15 protein-coding genes are annotated in these 17995 nt (G+C 68.9%); 7 read left to right on the top strand and 8 right to left on the bottom strand.

All coding sequences use genetic code 11. The features are described from left to right. Window positions 1-45 precede the first annotated feature (45 nt). Window positions 46-1779: a PQQ-dependent sugar dehydrogenase gene (locus tag AMYAL_RS50370; RefSeq protein ID WP_245193011.1), complete on the top strand. Its 1734-nt coding sequence runs from the start codon at window positions 46-48 to the stop codon at window positions 1777-1779. Next, window positions 1715-2974, top strand: coding sequence for an LGFP repeat-containing protein (locus AMYAL_RS50365; RefSeq protein WP_245193009.1), 1260 nt, complete (start codon window positions 1715-1717; stop codon window positions 2972-2974). The genes AMYAL_RS50370 and AMYAL_RS50365 overlap by 65 nt, the downstream gene beginning before the upstream one ends. 44 nt (window positions 2975-3018) lie before the next feature. Here AMYAL_RS50365 and AMYAL_RS0123995 read toward each other — a convergent pair whose 3' ends face one another. The 5 genes from AMYAL_RS0123995 to AMYAL_RS0123975 form a co-directional block, all read right to left on the bottom strand. Further along, window positions 3019-3825, bottom strand: coding sequence for an ABC transporter permease (locus tag AMYAL_RS0123995; RefSeq protein ID WP_020633807.1), 807 nt, complete (start codon window positions 3823-3825; stop codon window positions 3019-3021). A gap of 9 nt (window positions 3826-3834) precedes the next feature. Further along, entirely contained in the window at window positions 3835-4719 is an 885-nt protein-coding gene (locus AMYAL_RS0123990; RefSeq protein ID WP_020633806.1) for an ABC transporter permease, read from the bottom strand. Between the two features lie 75 nt (window positions 4720-4794). Then, on the bottom strand, window positions 4795-6000 hold the full coding sequence (locus tag AMYAL_RS0123985; RefSeq protein WP_020633805.1) for an ABC transporter substrate-binding protein: 1206 nt from the start codon (window positions 5998-6000) through the stop codon (window positions 4795-4797). 28 nt (window positions 6001-6028) lie between these two features. Beyond that, window positions 6029-7147, bottom strand: coding sequence for an ABC transporter ATP-binding protein (locus AMYAL_RS0123980; protein ID WP_020633804.1), 1119 nt, complete (start codon window positions 7145-7147; stop codon window positions 6029-6031). Continuing rightward, a complete protein-coding gene (locus tag AMYAL_RS0123975; protein WP_020633803.1) occupies window positions 7144-8565 on the bottom strand; it encodes a gamma-aminobutyraldehyde dehydrogenase in 1422 nt (473 codons plus the stop codon). Before AMYAL_RS0123975 ends, AMYAL_RS0123980 begins: the two co-directional genes overlap by 4 nt. Window positions 8566-8723: 158 nt before the next feature. Here AMYAL_RS0123975 and AMYAL_RS0123970 point away from each other — a divergent pair, with 158 nt between their 5' ends. Both AMYAL_RS0123970 and AMYAL_RS0123965 read left to right on the top strand, forming a co-directional pair. After that, the gene (locus AMYAL_RS0123970; protein ID WP_020633802.1) at window positions 8724-9467 is read left to right on the top strand and encodes a FadR/GntR family transcriptional regulator; all 744 of its coding nucleotides are present in this window, start codon (window positions 8724-8726) and stop codon (window positions 9465-9467) included. 32 nt (window positions 9468-9499) lie between these two features. Further along, complete coding sequence (locus AMYAL_RS0123965) at window positions 9500-10234, top strand: cache domain-containing protein (RefSeq protein WP_020633801.1); 735 nt, start codon at window positions 9500-9502, stop codon at window positions 10232-10234. Here the strand turns inward: AMYAL_RS0123965 and AMYAL_RS0123960 are convergent. Further along, on the bottom strand, window positions 10218-11705 hold the full coding sequence (locus AMYAL_RS0123960) for a PucR family transcriptional regulator (RefSeq protein ID WP_020633800.1): 1488 nt from the start codon (window positions 11703-11705) through the stop codon (window positions 10218-10220). The two genes, AMYAL_RS0123965 and AMYAL_RS0123960, sit on opposite strands and share 17 nt — an antisense overlap. Window positions 11706-11815: 110 nt before the next feature. On the opposite strand from AMYAL_RS0123960, the gene gabT reads away from it, so the two are divergent. Further along, window positions 11816-13147 (top strand): 4-aminobutyrate--2-oxoglutarate transaminase, encoded by a 1332-nt coding sequence (gene gabT / locus AMYAL_RS0123955; RefSeq protein WP_026467389.1) that lies wholly within the window; start codon window positions 11816-11818, stop codon window positions 13145-13147. Continuing rightward, window positions 13144-14574 carry an aldehyde dehydrogenase family protein gene (locus tag AMYAL_RS0123950; protein ID WP_020633798.1) on the top strand — a complete coding sequence of 477 codons (1431 nt, stop codon included), beginning with the start codon at window positions 13144-13146 and terminating at the stop codon, window positions 14572-14574. Before gabT ends, AMYAL_RS0123950 begins: the two co-directional genes overlap by 4 nt. An 87-nt stretch (window positions 14575-14661) precedes the next feature. Here the strand turns inward: AMYAL_RS0123950 and AMYAL_RS0123945 are convergent, their stop codons facing one another. Further along, a complete protein-coding gene (locus AMYAL_RS0123945; protein ID WP_020633797.1) occupies window positions 14662-15423 on the bottom strand; it encodes a helical backbone metal receptor in 762 nt (253 codons plus the stop codon). Then, on the bottom strand, window positions 15420-16829 hold the full coding sequence (locus AMYAL_RS0123940; RefSeq protein ID WP_020633796.1) for an RNB domain-containing ribonuclease: 1410 nt from the start codon (window positions 16827-16829) through the stop codon (window positions 15420-15422). The genes AMYAL_RS0123945 and AMYAL_RS0123940 overlap by 4 nt, the downstream gene beginning before the upstream one ends. A gap of 134 nt (window positions 16830-16963) precedes the next feature. On the opposite strand from AMYAL_RS0123940, the gene AMYAL_RS0123935 reads away from it, so the two are divergent. Beyond that, window positions 16964-17929: an ATP-binding protein gene (locus AMYAL_RS0123935; protein ID WP_020633795.1), complete on the top strand. Its 966-nt coding sequence runs from the start codon at window positions 16964-16966 to the stop codon at window positions 17927-17929. Window positions 17930-17995 lie beyond the last annotated feature (66 nt).

Genomic DNA, 17995 nt, shown 5'->3' with positions numbered 1-17995 from the left:
TCCGATGCGCTCTGGAGCTCTCTTCGTCCGAAGAAAGCAGGTCCGATGCGTTCTCGAAGATCCATGGCCGCCGCGACGGCCGTCTTGACCGATACGCCGACCGGGCAGACGGCGGGCGAGCTCACCGATGTGGCCTATCTGCCCGACGGCAGCGCCCTCACGACAGGCAGGCAAGGCTCCGTACGCTGGACACCGAAAAGCGGCGGCCAGTCGACTGAAATCGCGTCGATCCCCGTCTACACCGGGGGTTCACTCGGTTTGACGAGTATCGCGGTGGCCCCGGATTACGCCACCAGCCGGACGATCTACACCGCGCGAGCGCTGTCGACCGGCGGCGGCGAACGGGCTTTCCGCGTCAGCAAATGGCAAGCAGAGGGAACGGGCGCCCCGACAGGGCTCACCGGCGAAAAGCCGGTGCTTCAAATCCCCGTGAACTCCGACAACCGGGGAATCCAGGATCTCGCCGTGGACCCATCGGGTGCAGACCTCTGGGTCGCGGTCGGCGACAACGCCGCCGACCAGGCGCCCGAGACCGCCACCAAGGACACCGTGGACAAGTTCGCGCTGCGCGCGCTGGACCCTGGCCAGCCGACCGGGAAGATCCTGCGGGTCAACACCAACGGTGTCGGTGTCTCCAACAATCCCTTCTACGACAAGTTCGCGCCGGACTCCTGGCGCAGCCGCACCTATCTCAGCGGCCTGCGGGATCCGCGGCTAACGCTCGATCAGCGTGGCGGAATCGTCGTCACGGACAACGGATGGGCGGCCAGGAACGAAGTGAACATCGCCCTGCCCGGTCAGAACCTGAAATGGCCGTGCTGGGAAGGAAACGGCAAGACGCCCGGTTACCGCGACCTGGCCGAGTGCGGCGGCGTGCTGAACACCGCGCCGCTGACGGAAACAGCCCGTCAGGCGAACAGCGGTCTTCTCGGCGGGGTCTTCTACGCCGGTCAGTCGTACCCGGAGTCCTACCGTGCACGCCATTTCGTGGCGGACAAAGGCGCGGGCACCCTGTCGACCCTGAGCTTCGACAGTACCGGGCGGATGGTCGACCAGCCCGCCGCGCTCGCGTCCGGGATCGGCACCCCCGCCGCTATCGCGACCGCGCCCAACGGGGACATCGTGGTGGCCGACGCGAGTACCTCGGCCCTGCGGCGGTTGAGCTACCGTCCGGCCAACAAGGCTCCCACGGCGTCCTTCGACGTCACCGTAGAACCCGTCACACGCAGGGTTTGGTTCGACGCGAGCACTTCGACGGACCCGGACTTCGACAATCTCGACTACGAATGGGACTTCGGCGACGGTGGCGCCGGGACCGGAGGCGTCCTGTTCCACGTCTACGACCCCGCGGCCGAGAAAGGTGACCGTCACCCTGACCGCGAGGGACAGCCACGGGGCGACGACGACCACGACCCGGTCCGTCACCCCCGGAGCCACCGGAGCCACCGGAGCGGCGGTCACGATGTCCGCACCGGCTCCGGGCACGCTCTTCCAAGGGAGCGAGCCGATCACACTGACGGCGGAGGCCACCGATCCCGTCGACGGGCCGCTCACCGTGAACTGAACCGCGGAGAAGGTGGCCTGCCCGAATCAGGACAGCTGCACGACCAGCGTGCTGCGCACCGGTTCGGGGCCGAACTTCTGGCTGCACTACCCGGCGGACAACGACAGCAAGGTCGTCATCACCGCGTCCGCGACCAACAGCCGCGGTGTCGTGGGCAGAGCGCGGTACGTCGCCCTGCCACGGCTGGCCAGGGTCTGGATCGCCGGGTGGCGTGAAGCCCGGTTCGACGTGGGCAGGGGTCAGGGCCAAGCCCTCAACCGGCTGGTGACCGTCGGTTCCCTGGTATCGGTCACCGCGCCGTCCACCGCGTTCGACGGCGCGCAGTTCACCCGGTGGGCGGACAACTCCAGCACCTCGCCGGAGCGGCAGTTCCTGGTGCCGCCTGCCGGGATGCAGGTCCGGGCCGACTACCAGTCGGCCATCGAGAAGCGCTACACCGAAGACGCCGACCTGCGGGCGAAGCTGGGTGCCGCGACGGGGATCGAGATCATCGAAGACGGTGTTCACTGGCAGCCCTACGCCAACGGCCGCCTGTACTGGACACCGCGGACCGGCGTGACCGCTATCTCCGGCCGGATCCTCGAAAAGTACGTCGCTCTCGGCGCGCATGCCTTCCTCGGGGCCCCGAGCACGGACGAATCCCCTGGCAAAGCGGGTGACGGCCGCTTCAACCACTTCGAGGGCGGCCCCGCCACCGGTGCCGGGACGATCTACTGGACACCGGCTTCGGGCGCGGTGGCGATCTACGGCCCCATCCGCGACAAATGGCTCGAGACCGGAGCGGAAGCCGGCCTGCTCGGCCACCCGATCACCGACCAGGCGACGACGCCGGACGGCACCGGCCGGTACAGCCACTTCGCCGGCTCGTCGATCTACTGGACGGCCGCGACCGGAGCGCACTACGTCAAGGGCGAGATCCGGGACAAGTGGAGGGCGCTCGGCTGGGAGCGGTTCTTCGGCTACCCCACCACGGACGAGAGCGGGGCTCCGGACGGTGTGGGCAGGTACAACCACTTCAGCCAGGCGGGCTCGATCTATTGGACGCCATCGACAGGCGCTTACGAGGTCCACGGGTTGATCCGCGCACGCTGGTCGGCCGTCGGCTGGGAGAACGGGCTCGGCTACCCGACCACCGACGAGACGTGGACGCCCGGTAACACCGGGAAGTACAACCACTTCGTCCAGGACGGCTTCGGGCACTCGATCTACTGGCGTGCGGGCGCGGGCGAGGCGTGGGAGGTCAAGGGATTGATCCGTCAGCGCTGGCGGGAGCTCGGCTGGCAGACGTCGTATCTCGGCTTCCCCGTCAGCGGCGAGTACACCACCACGACGGGTAAGCGCAGCGACTTCCAGTACGGCTACATCACCTATAACGGAACGACAGGCGCGGTCGAAGATCGCCGGTACTGAGTGACCGGGAACGCCGGTGCGGCTCCGCACCGGCGTTCCCGCGTCTACAGCCGTCCGCCCGAAGTCGTGTCACCCGAAAGCCGTTGCGCCAGATAGACCGGCACCGTCGAAGCCAGGATCAGCACCGCCGCCACGACGTTGACGATCGGCGCCTGGTTCGGCCGGAACAGGTTGTTCAGGATCCAGATCGGCAGGGTCTCCAGGCCGGTCCCGAGGGTGAACGTCGTGACGATGATTTCGTCGAACGACAGCGCGAAGGCGAGCAGGCCACCGGCCAGCAGGGCCGAACGCAGCATCGGGAAGGTCACCAGCCGGAACGTCGTGAGCCCGTCGGCGCCGAGGTCCATCGACGCCTCTTCGAGGTTGCCGCCCATCCGGCGCAGGCGCGCGACGACGTTGTTGAACACCACCACGATGCAGAACGTGGCGTGCGCGACGATCGCGGTGAACAGGCCGAGGTCGATGCCGAGGATCGTGCGGAAGGCGTTGTTCAGCGCGATACCGGTGACGATGCCGGGCAGCGCGATCGGCAGGATGATCAGCAGTGACACCTGGTTGCGGCCGAAGAAGCGGTACTTCTGCAACGCGAACGCCGCCATCGTGCCGAGTATCAGCGCGATCGCCGTTGCCACGAGTCCCGCCTGGACACTCGTGCCCAGTGCCTTCAGCGCGCCTTCGTTCTCCGCGGCCCGCCCCCACCATTCCAGGGTGAAGCTCGACGGCGGCCAGCCGAAGGTGGTGTCCGCGTTGAAGGAATTGAGCAGGACCACCAGCAGCGGGAAGTAGATGACCGCCAGGCCGAGTACGAGCGCGGCGAGCAGGAGGTACTTGGTCGTCCGGGAAAGCCGCATCGCGCGCTCCTACAGGTTGTCCAGCGCACCCGTGCGGCGCACGGCGGCGAGGTAGGCGAGCATGATCACCACGGGCACGGTCGCGACGGTCGCCGCGAACGGCAGGTTGTTGGCGGCGCCGATGTTGTCGTAGACGACGTTGCCGAGCATCTGCGAGGTGCCGCCGACGATCTTCACCGCGATGTAGTCGCCCAACGACAACGAGAACGTGAAGATCGATCCGGCGACGACGGCCGGGAAGGTCACCGGCAGCACCACCGAGCGAAAAGTCCGGAACGGCCGCGCGCCGAGGTCACCCGACGCGTCCACCAAGGAGTTCGGCAGCCGCTCGAGGCCCGCGTAGATCGGCAGGATCATGTACGGCAGCCACAGATACGACAGGGTGATCACGGTCGCGAGCACGCCGTAGCCGGGGGTGTCGAGGCCGAACGGGTTGAGCAGCCAGTGCAGGACACCGTTGCCGGACAACATGGTCCGCCACGCGTAGGCCTTCACCAGATAGCTCGCCCACAGCGGTGTCATGACGGCGATCACCAGGAGCCGCCGCGCCCTCGGCGAGGCGAACTTGGCCATGTAGAACGCCATCGGGAAGGCGATGATCGCGGTGACCACCGTGACCAGCGCGGCGATCCCGACCGTCCGGAGGGTGATCGTGCGGTACACCGCGTCGCTGAACAGGGTGACGAAGTTGTTCAGCGACCACTCGGTCACGACCTGGCCGGTGAAGACGTCGGTGGTCCAGAACGCGGTCACGAACAGCGCGGCCAGCGCGCCGAGGTAGGCGAGGCCGAGCCACAGCATCGGCGCGGACAGCAGGATGCTCAGGCGCAGCTTGGGTTTGCGGTACAGGAAGGCGGAGGCTTTCCGCCTCGGTGAATCGAGGGTGGTCGTCATCTTTTTCCGCCTAGAAATGGGACCGGGAGCGGCCGGCGTGGGGGGCCCACCGGCCGCTCCCGGAGTTCGGGGAGGTCAGCCCTTGATCTCGGTCCAGGCGCGGGTCCACTCGCCGTAGTCCTTGCACTTGACGTCGGTGCGGCCGTCGAGGCACTGCGTGATCGGCGTCGTCCAGTACTGGATCTTCGAGGCGTACGTGGCGTCCCCGGCGTGGTAGGTGTCGCAGTGCTTCTTGTCCTTGGTTTCGGCGCACGCCTTGGGGTTCGAGGGCGATTCACCGAAGTACTCGGCGACCTGGGCGTTGGCCTTCGGGCTGACGATGTGGTTCAGCCACTTGTACGAGCACGTCTTGTGCGGCGACTTCGCCCCGACCATCCAGGTGTCCGACCAGCCCGTCGCGCCTTCGGACGGCAGCACCGATTCGACCGGCGCGCCCTCGCTCTTGGTCAGGTTCACCGTCACCTGCCAGGCGGTCCCGAGGACGGCGTCGCCGCTCTTGAGCGCCTGGCTCTCCTTCAGGTAGTCCGACCAGTACTCCCCGACCATCGGACGCTGCTGCTTGAGCAGGTCGACGGCGGCCTGGAACTGCTTGTCATCCAAGGCGTACGGGTTCTTGATGCCGAGTTCCGGCTTCTTGTTCTGCAGGTACAGCGCGGCGTCGGCGATGTAGATCGGCGAGTCGTAGGCGGAGATCTTGCCCTTGTAGGGGCTGTTCGCGTCGAACATGACCGACCACGAATTCGGTGCCGGGTTCACCTTGTCGGTGCGCCAGGTCAGCAGGTTCGCGCCCCAGCCGTGCGGCACGCCGTAGGCCACGTCGTTCACGCTGTTCCACGGGCGGTTCTTGAGGAAGTCGAAGACGTCGGCGTAGTTCGGCACGAGGGCGGTGTTCACCGGTTCGACGTCCCCGGACGCGATGAGGCGCAGCGAAGCGTCACCGGAGGCGGAGATGACGTCGTACTGGCCGGTCTTCATCAGGTTCACGGCCTCGTCCGAGGTGCCGAACGCCTTGACGTTGACCTTGCAGCCGGTCTCCTTTTCGAATCCGGTGACCCAGTCGACGGCCGGGTCGTTCGAACCATTTTCCGCGTAGCCGGGCCAGGCCAGCACGTTGACCTGGCCTTCCGGCTGGCCGAGCTGGGCGAGCGCGTCGAGTTTCGGCGGGGTGAAGCCCTGCCCGCCGGGTGCGGCGGCGGTCGAACTGGACCCGGACGTTCCGCAGGCGGCCACGAGCAGGCCGGCGCCGAGCAGGCCGGCGAGCGCGAGTTTCCTGTTCTTCATTGAACAACCTTTCGGTGCGGGGGGGAGGCTAACCGGCTTCGGGGACGCGGAAGCTGTGTTCGTGACGCCAGCTCAGGCGGACCCGGCCACCCTCGAAGTCCGCGGGCTCGGCGGTGTTCTGCCGGACCACGGAGAGCTGGCCGCCGGCGTCGAGCGTGACCTCGTAGCGCACGGTCGCGCCGGCGTAGACGGTGTCGGTGACGGTGCCGGTGGCGCTGGTCTCGCCGACGTCCGCGGGCTTCGAGAGGTCGGCGTCGACGCGGATCTTTTCGGGGCGGATGCTGAAGACACCGGGTTTGCCGATGATGTTCTCGGCGCCGCCGCCGCTGAGCAGGTTCGAGGTGCCGACGAAGCCGGCGACGAACGCCGATGCGGGCCGCTCGTAGACCTCGACCGGGGAACCGACCTGTTCGATGCGGCCGGCGTTGAACACCGCGATGCGGTCGCTCATCGTCAGCGCCTCGTCCTGGTCGTGGGTGACGAAGATGAAGGTGATGCCGACGTCGCGCTGGATCTGCTTCAGCTCGGTCTGCATGGTGTGGCGCAGTTTGAGGTCGAGCGCGCCGAGCGGTTCGTCGAGCAGGAGCACCTTCGGGCGGTTGACCAGGGCTCTGGCGAGGGCGACGCGCTGACGCTGGCCGCCGGAGAGCTGGTCGGGTTTGCGCTCGCCGAACTCACCGAGCCGGACGGTGTCGAGGGCTTCCTTCGCGCGCTGACGTCGCTCCGCGCGGGGGACGCGTTTCACCCGGAGGCCGTACTCGACGTTCTGCTGCACGGTCATGTGCGGGAAGAGCGCGTAGTCCTGGAAGACGGTGTTGACGTCGCGGTCGAAGGGCGCGAGGCGGCTGACGTCGCGGCCGTGCAGTTCGATCGTGCCCGCCGTCGGCAGTTCGAAGCCGGCGATCATGCGGAGCACGGTCGTCTTGCCGGAACCGGACGGGCCGAGCATCGAGAAGAACTCGCCGGGCGGGATGTCGAGGTCGACGCCGTCGACCGCGTGGACCTGGCCGAACTCCTTGCGCAGCCCGCGCAGCCGGATGGCCGGATCCCCGCCGCCGTCGGAGGCGATAGCAAAGGTCCCTTGCTCCCCCTCGGCGGAGGTGGTGGGCGCTTGATGAGGCATGGCGTGCCTTTCGGTGGTCGTCACAGCGCGCTCATCACGTGCTTGACGCGGGTGTAGTCCTCGAGGCCGTAGAGCGAGAGGTCCTTGCCATAGCCGGACTTCTTGAAGCCGCCGTGCGGCATTTCGGCGACGAGCGGGATATGCGTGTTGATCCACACGCAGCCGAAGTCGAGCTTTCCGGCCAGCCGCATCGCCCGCTGGTGATCGGTGGTCCACACCGACGACGCGAGCGCGTACTCGACGCCGTTCGCCGCGGCGAGCGCTTCGGCTTCGGAGGCGAAGCGCTGCACGGTGATGACCGGGCCGAAGATCTCCGTCCGGCTGATCTCGTCGTCCTGGCGGACACCGGAGATCACCGTCGGTTCGTAGAAGTACCCCTCGTCGCCCTGCCGCTTTCCTCCACAGTGGACGATCGCGTGCGCGGGCAGCCGGTCGACGAAACCGGCGACCCGGTCCAGCTGGGCGGCGTTGTTGAGCGGCCCGTAGCTGACCGACGTGTCGCCGGGCGCGCCGGTGGTGGTCGCCCGTGCCTGCCGGGTCAGGGCCTCGACGAAGGTGTCGTGGACCTCGTCGGCGACCAGGACCCGCGTCGCCGCGGTGCAGTCCTGGCCCGCGTTGAAGTACCCGGCGGCGGCGATGCCTTCCGCGGCCGCTTCGATGTCCGCGTCGGCGAAGACCACTACGGGCGCTTTACCGCCGAGCTCAAGATGTACGCGCTTCACGTCCTTCGCCGCCGAAGCGGCGACTTCGATCCCGGCGCGCACGGAACCGGTGATGGACACCATCGCCGGGATCTCGTGCTCGACGAGCGCTCGCCCGGTGTCGCGGTCTCCGCAGACCACGTTGAGTACGCCGGGCGGCAGGAATTCGGCGCAGATCTCGGCGAGGAGCAGGGTCGACGCGGGGGTGGTGTCGGCCGGTTTGAGCACCACGGTGTTCCCCGCGGCGAGCGCGGGCGCGATCTTCCAGACCGCCATGAGGAGCGGGTAGTTCCACGGCGTAACCTGCGCGCACACGCCGATCGGTTCTCGGCGCACGAAAGAGGTATGCCCTTCCATGTATTCGCCCGCCGACCGTCCTTCCAGGACACGCGCGGCCCCCGCGAAGAACCGCAACTGGTCGACGATCATCGGCAGTTCTTCGGCCGCGGTGAGCGCGATCGGCTTGCCGGTGTTCGCCGATTCGACGAGCACGAGGCCGTCCGCGCGCGCTTCGACGGCGTCGGCGATCTTCAGCAGCGCGAGCTGGCGCTGCGCGGGCGTGGTCTCACGCCAGTGCTCGAAGGCGGCGGCCGCGACCTTGAGCGCACGGTCGACGTCTTCGGGACCGGCGACGGCGGCGGTGCAATACGGGCGGCCGGTGACGGGATCGACGATGTCGGCGACAGCGCCCGACGCGGATCCGACGTACTCACCGCCGATGAAGTGCTTCAACTGCTGCACGAGACCTCCAGGGGCCTGGGGGCGTGAGGCGATAGCAAAGGTCCCTTGCTCCCTTGTGGGGCGACGAGGGAGCTAAAACATATAAGTCCAGATGTTAAATGACAAGACGATGGGGCAAGATTGGTTCCATCGGGTAGTAGTTCGGGCGAAGGGCCACCATGCGCAAGGGGATGTCGCACAGCGCGCGATCGGCGATGTTCGCGCCGCTCGACCAGATCGGCCGGGCGGAAGCGGTCACCGCGCGGCTGGTCGACGCCATCACGCTCGGGCTGCTGGCCGACTCGGAACAGCTGCCGAGCGAAGCCGAGCTGGCCTCCCAATTCGGCGTCTCCACCGTGACAGTTCGCGAAGCGCTCGTGGCCTTGCGGCAACAGGGGCTCGTAGAGACGCGACGCGGTCGAGGCGGCGGAAGCTTCGTGAAGACACCTGCCAACCCTTCGGCTGCTTCGTGGCGAGAGCGCCTTCGCACGGTTTCACTGTCCGAACTCCGTGACGTCGGTGATCACTACCTCGCCATCGCCGGCGCCGCGGCCAAACTCGCCGCCGAGCGGAGTTCGCCCGAGGACATCGAACGGCTCGAACTGGCGACCGAGGACATCCGCACCGCGACCGGCACCGAGGCGTCGCGTGCCGAGCGCCAGTTCCACCTCGAAGTCGCCGCGGCCGCGCAGTCGCCACGATTGACCAGGGAAGAAGTGCAGTTGCAGAGCGAGCGGGGCGGGCTGCTCTGGCTGCCGCTCGAACCGCAGGGCACCAGGGAAAACGCCTACGCCGAACACCGCGCGATCACCGCCGCCATCGCACAGGGCGACGGCGAGCTGGCCAGGAAACTCACCGAGGAACACATCCTCGAGGCGATCGACCGGCTGGCGGACGTGCATTTAGACCTTCTGGCCCCTTAAGCTGCGGCATCCGCGCATCCGAGGTGAGCATCGTGAACGACACACCGTCCGCCGGTTCCGAGGTCGTCGAACAGGTATCCACCCTGGTCGAGGACGTCTTCGGCAGACTGAAGCCGGTTCTGACCGGCGCCGAGGGGCTCTTGGCCGCATCAGCCGATGTCACCGCCGAAGACCTGACCCGCCTCCGCCCGCAGGTCTTCGACGTCCTCGGCGGCCTGGTCGTCGGCGCCGGGTTCATCAGCGCGCCGAACGCGCTGGCAGATCAGGAATTCGGCTTCGAATGGTGGACCGAAACCGGCGACGCCGAACCGGTGCAACTGGTCATCAGTCTCGACCCGGACAGCGACAACTTCCTCGACTACACGCGGCAGTCGTGGTTCACCGTCCCGCGCGACACCGGCCGCCGCCACATCAACGGCCCGTACGTCGACTACCTCTGCACCGACGAATACACGCTGACCTTCACCATCCCCGTGCGGCGCGGCGGATCGTTCGCGGGGGTCGTCGGCGCGGACGTCTACGTGCGCGAGGTCGAGCGCCTGCTACAGCCGAAACTGCGCGCGCTCGGCGGCCGCGCGGCGCTGGTCAACGCCCAGGGCCGGGTGATCGTGTCGAACAACGCGCGGCAGGCCACCGGGTCGCTGGTCCGCGAGATCGACGTCCCGGCGTGGTGGTCTTCCGGCGCGGAGCCGGTCACGACGGAGAGCGGCACACACCTGCGGCGCTGTGGGAACTCGCCGATCGCCTTGGTCAGGTCCGGGCGCTGACCTGCAGCGCGAGCCAGAATTCGGCGCGCACCCCCGGCGAATCGAGATCGCGGCCGGTCAATTCGGCGACCTTGCGCATACGGTTGCGCAAAGTGTGCCGGTGCACGCCGAGCCGCGCGGACGCCAGATCCCAATGACCGTGGTGTTCGAGCCAGCACGTCAGTGAGGCGACCAGTTCGCCCCGGCCGGTTTCGTCGTGGTGCCGCAACGGCGCCAGCAGGCTGTCCGAAAACGCTTGTGCCGCTGGGGAATCGACCAGCTCCAGGAAGCCGCGCCCGGCATGGTCGGCATAAGGGACGAACTCCACTCCCCTGGCTTTCGCCACGCCCGCCGCCTGTTCGGCTTGGCGGACCCCGAACGTGAATTCCGCGATGCCGATGATTTCGGAGGAGCCGCCGTGGAGGCCGCCGGCACGGGCCGCGAGCCGCACCACTCGCTCCGAGACGCTGAGATCCGCGACTGCCGCGGCGATCACCGCGGTGCCCGAGTGCGCGAAGAACACCTCGTGCGCCTCGGTTTCCGCTTCGAGCAGAGCATGGAACGCCTGCCTCGCCCCCGGCGGCCCCTCGAAGGCGTGAACCCGCCAGGGCGCGTCCGGCGCATCGCCCCAAACCGTGGAAAGGGCACTCATCACGATTTCGTCCTGCCCGCTCACCAAGAGGTCGAACAATCCGGTGCGCAAGTACCGCAGGGCGGCCACATGTTCACGATTCTGTTCCAGCGCAAGGGAAAGAAGGGACACGGCGGTGTTGACGATGTGCTGTCCCGCGGCGTCGAGCGGCCCGCCTGTCCCGACCACGAGCACGCCACGCGCACGGGTTTCGAGTGTTTGCAGCACCACCTCGTCCTCCCCCACCGACGTCACGAGCGTGCCCGCACGCAGGCGCGCGAGGTCTTCTCGGACCTCGTCGACGGAATCACGAGCGGAGGCTGGTGCCGCTTCGGTGACCCGGCCTGCCGAGTCGAGCAGGAGCACCCAGCCGTCGACCAGCTTCGCGAGTTTGCGCACCACCCCGCCGGGGCCGCCCTTGCCGACGGCGGTCCTGGTCAGTTCCTGCTGTCCCTTGCCGGTGCGCACGAGCGAGGCGTACTCGTCGGCGGCGACCGCACGGGAAACCGCGCGCGTGATCGCGATGAACGGTGTCTTCCTCGGCACTTCGAGCACCGGGAGCCCGACCTCCTCGGCGGTGTCCACAAGGGACCGCGGGATGCTCTCGTGGCTGAGGCCGACGCCGAAACCGAGACCGGCCACCCCCGCGTCGACGAGCCGCCGGATGTACTCGGGCGACGTGGTCTCGTCGAGAGCCAGGCCGGTGGTCAGCAGCAGTTCGCCGCCTTCGAGGAAGTCCTGGGGATCGGTCAGTTCGGTGGGGTGGACCCAGCCGATCGGGCGGTCGAGCCCGGCCTCCGCCGCCCGCACCCGCAGGCCGAGCGGACGTTCGGCCACGAGGGCGGCGAGCGTCAGTGCCATGTTGTCCAACTCTACGCCTCGATATCGACAAGATGTCGAGCTGACGCCGACCGACGCGGCTCCCATCCTGGAGGGCGACCCCCGTCCCTCGCGTCCGCAGGAGTTTGGCCGTGACCGTCACCACCGAGACCCAGCGCAGGCTGCGCACCGAGATCCCCGGCCCCGCCTCGCGCGCCCTGCAGGAACGCCGCGCCGCCGTAGTCGCCGCGGGTGTGAGCTCGGTGCTGCCCGTCTACGTCACTTCGGCCGAAGGCGGTCTGCTCACCGACGCCGACGGCAACGTCCTGATCGACTTCGGTTCCGGTATCGCCGTGACCAACGTCGGTCACGCCGCCCCCGCCGTCGTGGACCGCGTCCGCGAGCAGGTCGGCCGGTTCACGCACACGTGTTTCATGGTCACGCCGTACGAGGGCTACGTCGAGGTGTGCGAAGCGCTCGACAAGCTGACGCCGGGCACCCACGAGAAACGTTCGGTGCTGTTCAACTCCGGCGCCGAGGCCGTCGAGAACGCGGTGAAGATCGCCCGCGCCGCGACCGGCCGCCAGGCCGTCGTCGTGTTCGACCACGCCTACCACGGCCGCACCAACCTGACGATGGCGCTGACCGCGAAATCCGTCCCCTACAAGCACGGTTTCGGCCCGTTCGCACCCGAGGTCTACCGGGTGCCGGGGTCCTACCCGTACCGCGACGGGCTGTCCGGCCCCGAAGCGGCGCGGATCGCCATCGACCGCATCGAGAAGCAGATCGGCGGCGACCAGGTCGCGGCCGTCGTGCTGGAACCGGTGCAGGGTGAGGGCGGGTTCATCGAGCCCGCGCCCGGCTTCCTGCCCGCGCTTTCGGCCTGGTGCACCGAGAACGGCGTCGTGTTCGTCGCCGACGAGGTGCAGACCGGGTTCTGCCGCACCGGCGAGTGGTTCGCGTCCACGCACGAAGACGTCGTGCCGGATCTGATCGCCACCGCCAAGGGCATCGCGGGCGGGCTGCCCCTGGCGGCCGTCACCGGCCGCGCGGAACTGCTCGACGCCGTTCCGCCGGGCGGGCTCGGCGGGACCTACGGCGGTAACCCGATCGCGTGCGCCGCGGCGCTCGGCTCGATCGAGATCATGCGGCAGGACAACCTCGCGGCGTCGGCGAAGCGCATCGAGAACGCGGTGCTGCCGCGGCTGCGCGCGCTGGCCGAGGAGACCGGCGTGATCGGCGACGTCCGCGGCCGCGGCGCGATGCTGGCCGCCGAATTCGTGCAGCCGGGCACCACCGAACCCGACGCCGACCTGACCAAACGCGTCGCGCAGGCCTGCCACCAGGCCGGCGTCGTCGTCCTGACCTGCGGCACCTACGGCAACGTCGTCCGTCTGCTGCCGCCGCTTTCCCTGTCCGCCGAACTGCTCGACGAGGGCCTCTCGGTCCTGGAGCACGCTGTCCGTACGGAGGCTTCCAAGTGACCACCTTCCCCTTCTGGGTAGCCGGAAAACCGGTCACCAGCGACGAGACCGTCGTCGTCCGCCACTCCTTCGACGGGAGCGAGGCTGGCTCGCACCACGTTCCGTCCACTTCGGACATCGAGACCGCGGTCCAGGCCGCGCACGACGTCGCCGAGGAGTTCGCGACGCTGCCCGCGCACGTCCGGGCAGGCGCGTTGGACCACGTGTCCCGAGTTCTGGGTGAGCGGTCCGAAGAGCTCGCGCAGCTGATCACCGCCGAGTCCGGCAAGCCGCTGAAGTGGGCGCGCGGCGAGATCGGGCGGGCGGCGTCGACGTTCCGCTGGGCCGCCGAGGAGGCCCGCCGGTTCTCCGGCGACCTGCAGCGGCTCGACACCGACCCTGGCGGCACCGGACGGCTCGCGCTGGTGCGCCGCGTGCCGAAGGGCCCGGTGCTGGGCATCACGCCGTTCAACTTCCCGCTGAACCTGGTGGCGCACAAGGTCGCGCCCGCGATCGCGGTCGGCGCGCCGATCGTGCTCAAGCCCGCGCCCGCGACGCCGCTGACCGCGCTGCTGCTCGGCGAGATCCTCGCCGAGACCGACCTGCCGGCCGGGAGCTGGTCGATTCTCCCGGTGAGCAACGAGGAATCGGCCAAGCTGGTCGCGGATCCGCGGCTGCCGGTCGTGTCGTTCACCGGTTCCGTGCCGGTGGGCTGGGGCATCCGCGACAGCGTGCCGCGCAAGTACGTCGCACTGGAACTCGGCGGCAACGCGGCGGTCCTCGTCTGTCCCGATTGGACGGATCTGGACTTCGCGGCGCAGCGGATCGCGACGTTCGCGATGTACCAGGCCGGGCAGTCGTGCATCTCGGTGCAGCGCGTGTACGCGCACGCTCACGTCTACGAGGAGCTTCAGGCGAAGGTGCTGGAGCAGGTGCGCGCGCTCGGGACCGGCGACCCGCGGGCGGACGGCGTCGACGTCGGCCCGCTGATCAACACCGCCGCCGCCGCGCGGGTGGAGTCGTGGATCACCGCGGCCGTCGAGGCGGGCGGCGAACTGCTGACCGGCGGCAAGCGCGAAGGCGCGACAGTCGAGCCGACGGTGCTCGCGAACGTACCGGAGGACGCGTCGGTGATGGCCGACGAGGTCTTCGGGCCGGTCGTGTCGATCACGCGGGTGGAGTCGGTGGAGGACGGGGTGCGCCGGATCAACGACTCGCGCTTCGGGCTGCAGGCGGGCGTGTTCACACGGGACCTGCCGACGGCGTTCGACGTGTCCGCGAAGCTGCGTGTCGGCGGTGTGCTCGTCGGCGACGTGCCGAGCTTCCGGGCCGACCAGATGCCCTACGGCGGTGTGAAGGACTCCGGCGTCGGCCGCGAAGGCCCGGCTTCGGCGATGGCGGACTTCACCGAGGAGCGCGTCACCGTCCTGACCGGCCTGACCCTCTGACCAGCTGAAACCTTGGCGGCTGAAGCAAGGGACCTTTGCTGTCACTTCTCTCGATGTTGAGACAAGCGATAGCAAAGGTCCCTTGCTTCAGCCGAGGGCGCGGAGCAGCGCGGCGTGGGCCTCGACGAGCGAAGGGCCGTACCAGGTCAGGTGGCGCCCTGAGACCAGGACGTACTTCGCGCCAGGGAACGCTTCGGGGCCGTCGTCCGCGGTGAACTCGTAGGGCTCGTCGGGCAGTACGAGCAGATTCGCGTCTTCGGTGGCGAAGCGCGCTTGGAGCTCTTCGAGCTTCGGGCGCGGGTACCGCTCTTCGTCGTCCGCGTAGACGTTGCCGATCCCGACGCGATGCAGGACGTCGCCGCCGAAGGTGTCCCGGCCGAGCACGATCCACGGCTTCCGCCAGACCGGCACGACCGCCCGGAACCGCTCCGGCCGCGTCTCCCGCCACACCTCTTCGGCCTCGACCAGCCAGTCCGGCTCGGCGAGGTCGTAGGCCTGCGTCAGGATCCGCCGGATCGAGCCGAGCGCGCTGGGCACGGTCGCCGAAGCTTCCATCACCCAGACCGGGATCCCGTTGGCGCGCAGGCGTTCCACGTCCTCCGGGCGGTTCTCCTCGGAGTTGGCCAGCACCAGATCCGGTGCGAGTTCGAGGACTTTGTCCACGTTCGGGTACTTCGAGCCCCCGACCCTCGGGACGTCCAGCTCGACCGGATGAGTGCAGTAGTCCGTGGCGCCCGCGAGTCTTCCCGGCGCGCTCACCTCGACGGCCTCGGTCAGCGACGGCACAAGCGAGACCACCCGCGCCGCCGGTGCGTGCAGCGGGACCACTTCGCCGAGATCGTCGATCATGCGCGCTCGAACGAAAGTTTCCGCTTGTCGACGTCCACGGCGGTGAGCCGGACGCGGATCCGCTCGCCTTCGGGCAGCTTTTCGCCGGTGCACTTGGACATCACCGGCGGATCCTCGACCAGGATCTCGGCCTTGGTCTCCTCCGCGCGCAACACGATCGCGCCGAACTCGCCGCCGATGTGCTCGGCCATCACCCAGACCTCGACCTGGTCGATGGAGGCCCGTTCGACCTTGGCCGCCAGCGTGTCGGACGCGGTCATCTGCTCCGGCACCTCCGAAAGCGCGGCGCGGACCCACGCGGGCACTTCGCGGCCGGCGCTCACGGCGAGGCAGATCTCGGTGGCGAACCGGTCGACCAGCCGCCGGATCGGCGCGGTGACGTGGGCGTACGCGCCGCCGATCCCGGCGTGCGTGGTCAGCGCGGGCAGTTCGCCATCGAACGCGGTGTACCCGGCGCCGCGCAAAAGCCTTGTGGTGTCGGCGAAAAGCGCCATGGACGCGGGCTGGCCGGGGTCGAGCGCGGCCAGGAACTCCGACACGCTCTTGCCCTCGGGCCAGTCGATGTTCAGCGCCTGCGCGGACCGGGCCAGCCACTCGACCGCCTCGGCGTCGGGCTGGGGCAGCGTGCGCAGGACCCCGATCTTGGCGTCGATCATGATCTTCGCCGCCGCCATGCCGGTGAGCAGTGAGATCTCGGCGTTCCACGCGTCGACGTCGTTGCGGGGCCGCTGGATCAGCGCCCAGCCGCCATCGGGATCGCCGCTGATCTCCTGCTCCGGCAGCTGTAGTTCGACCGCGCCGCGCCGGATCGCGAGTTCACGGCGCAGGCGGCCCAGTTCCGGCAGCGCGGCGACCGACGGATGCGGGTCGCCGGCGTCGATCGAGGCCTGGACGGTCTCGTAGTCGAACTGTTCGGTGGACCGGACCAGTGCGCGGCGGACGTTGGTCGCTATCGGCTCACCGCCCGCGTCGACGTCGATGGTCCACAGCACCGCGGGCCGGGTCTCCCCCGGCAGCAGGCTCGCCGCGCCTTCGGACAGCACCGGCGGGTGCAGCGGGACGTTCCCGTCGGGCAGGTAGAGCGTCTGCCCGCGACGCCGCGCCTCCTTGTCGAGCGCGCCACCCGGCGGGATGAACGCGGCCAGATCGGCGATCGCGTAGTGCACCCGGAACCCGCCGCCCTCGGCGCGCTCGATCAGCACCGCCTGGTCGAGATCCTTGGAACCCGGCGGGTCGATGGTGACGAAGGGCAGACCGGTGGCGTCCTCACGGTCCCCCGCGGACTCGAGCGGGTCGACGACCGCCGCCTCCGCCTCGGCGAGCACGTCGGGCCCGAAGGACTCCGGCAGCGAGAACTCGGCTCGCAGGCGACCGAAGTCCCCTCCGGCCGTGTGTGTCCTGATCACGAGTGGAGGCACCACCCAACCCTATCCCGAGTCGGCCCCGCCGATCGCCCGTTCGGGTGCGGGCCGGTCGGGTGTACGTTATCGGCCGAAATGAAAACCGATACCCTTTTCAAAACGACAGGAAGGGCCGTGGCGTGAAGATCGCGTTCGTCGGGAAGGGCGGCAGTGGCAAGACCACGCTGGCGTCGCTGTTCACCGCGTATCTGGCCGGTGGCGGGAAACCGGTGCTGGCGATCGACGCGGACATCAACCAGCACCTCGCCGTCGCGCTCGGCGCCAGCGAGGAAGAGGCCATCGCCTGGCCGACACTGGGCGACAACATGGGCTTGATCAAGGAGTACCTGCGCGGGGACAACCCGCGGATCGCCGACACGGCCGCGATGATCAAGACCACCCCGCCGGGGCGCGGGTCACGGCTGGTCCGGCCGTTCGAGGACAACCCGATCTTCCAGGCGTGCTTCCGCGAGTTCGGCGGCGTGCGGCTCGGCGTCACCGGGCAGTTCGACGAGGACGACCTCGGCGTCGCCTGCTACCACTCGAAGGTCGGCGCGGCGGAACTGCTGCTGAACCACATGATCGACGACGCGGGCGAGTACGTGGTCATGGACATGACCGCCGGCGCCGACGCGTTCGCGTCCGGCCTCTTCACACGGTTCGACGTGACTTTCCTGGTGTGCGAACCGACCGTGCGCAGCGTCGGCGTGTACCGGCAGTACGCCGACTACGCGCGGGACTTCGGGGTGCGGCTGGTCGTCGTGGGCAACAAGGTGACCGAGGACGAGGACATCGACTTCCTGCGCGAGGAGGTCGGCGGGGCACTGCTGGGCTGGATGGAGAACTCGCGGCACGTCCGCGCCGCCGAGCGCGGCCGCGCGCGCCCGATCGGCGAACTCGAGGCGCACAACCTCGCGACGCTCTGCTCGATGCTCGCGATCGTCGACTCCGAGCAGCGCGACTGGGCCCGGTATCAGCGCCAGGGCGTCGAGTTCCACCTGCGCAACGCGCGGGCGTGGGGCAGCGGGCGGGCCGGGGAAGACCTCACGGCTCAGGTGGACCCGGAGTTCGTGCTCGGCCCGGCACTGGCCGGGCAGGACGCCTGACCTGCTCCAAGTCCGTGAAGGCCCCCTTCACGGACTTGGAGCAGGGCTGAAGGGAGCTTTGCTCGC

Origin of the sequence: Amycolatopsis alba DSM 44262, from assembly GCF_000384215.1 — a bacterium.
GTDB classification, from domain to species: Bacteria; Actinomycetota; Actinomycetes; order Mycobacteriales; family Pseudonocardiaceae; genus Amycolatopsis; species Amycolatopsis alba.
This window is presented reverse-complemented; position numbering and strand designations above follow the sequence as displayed.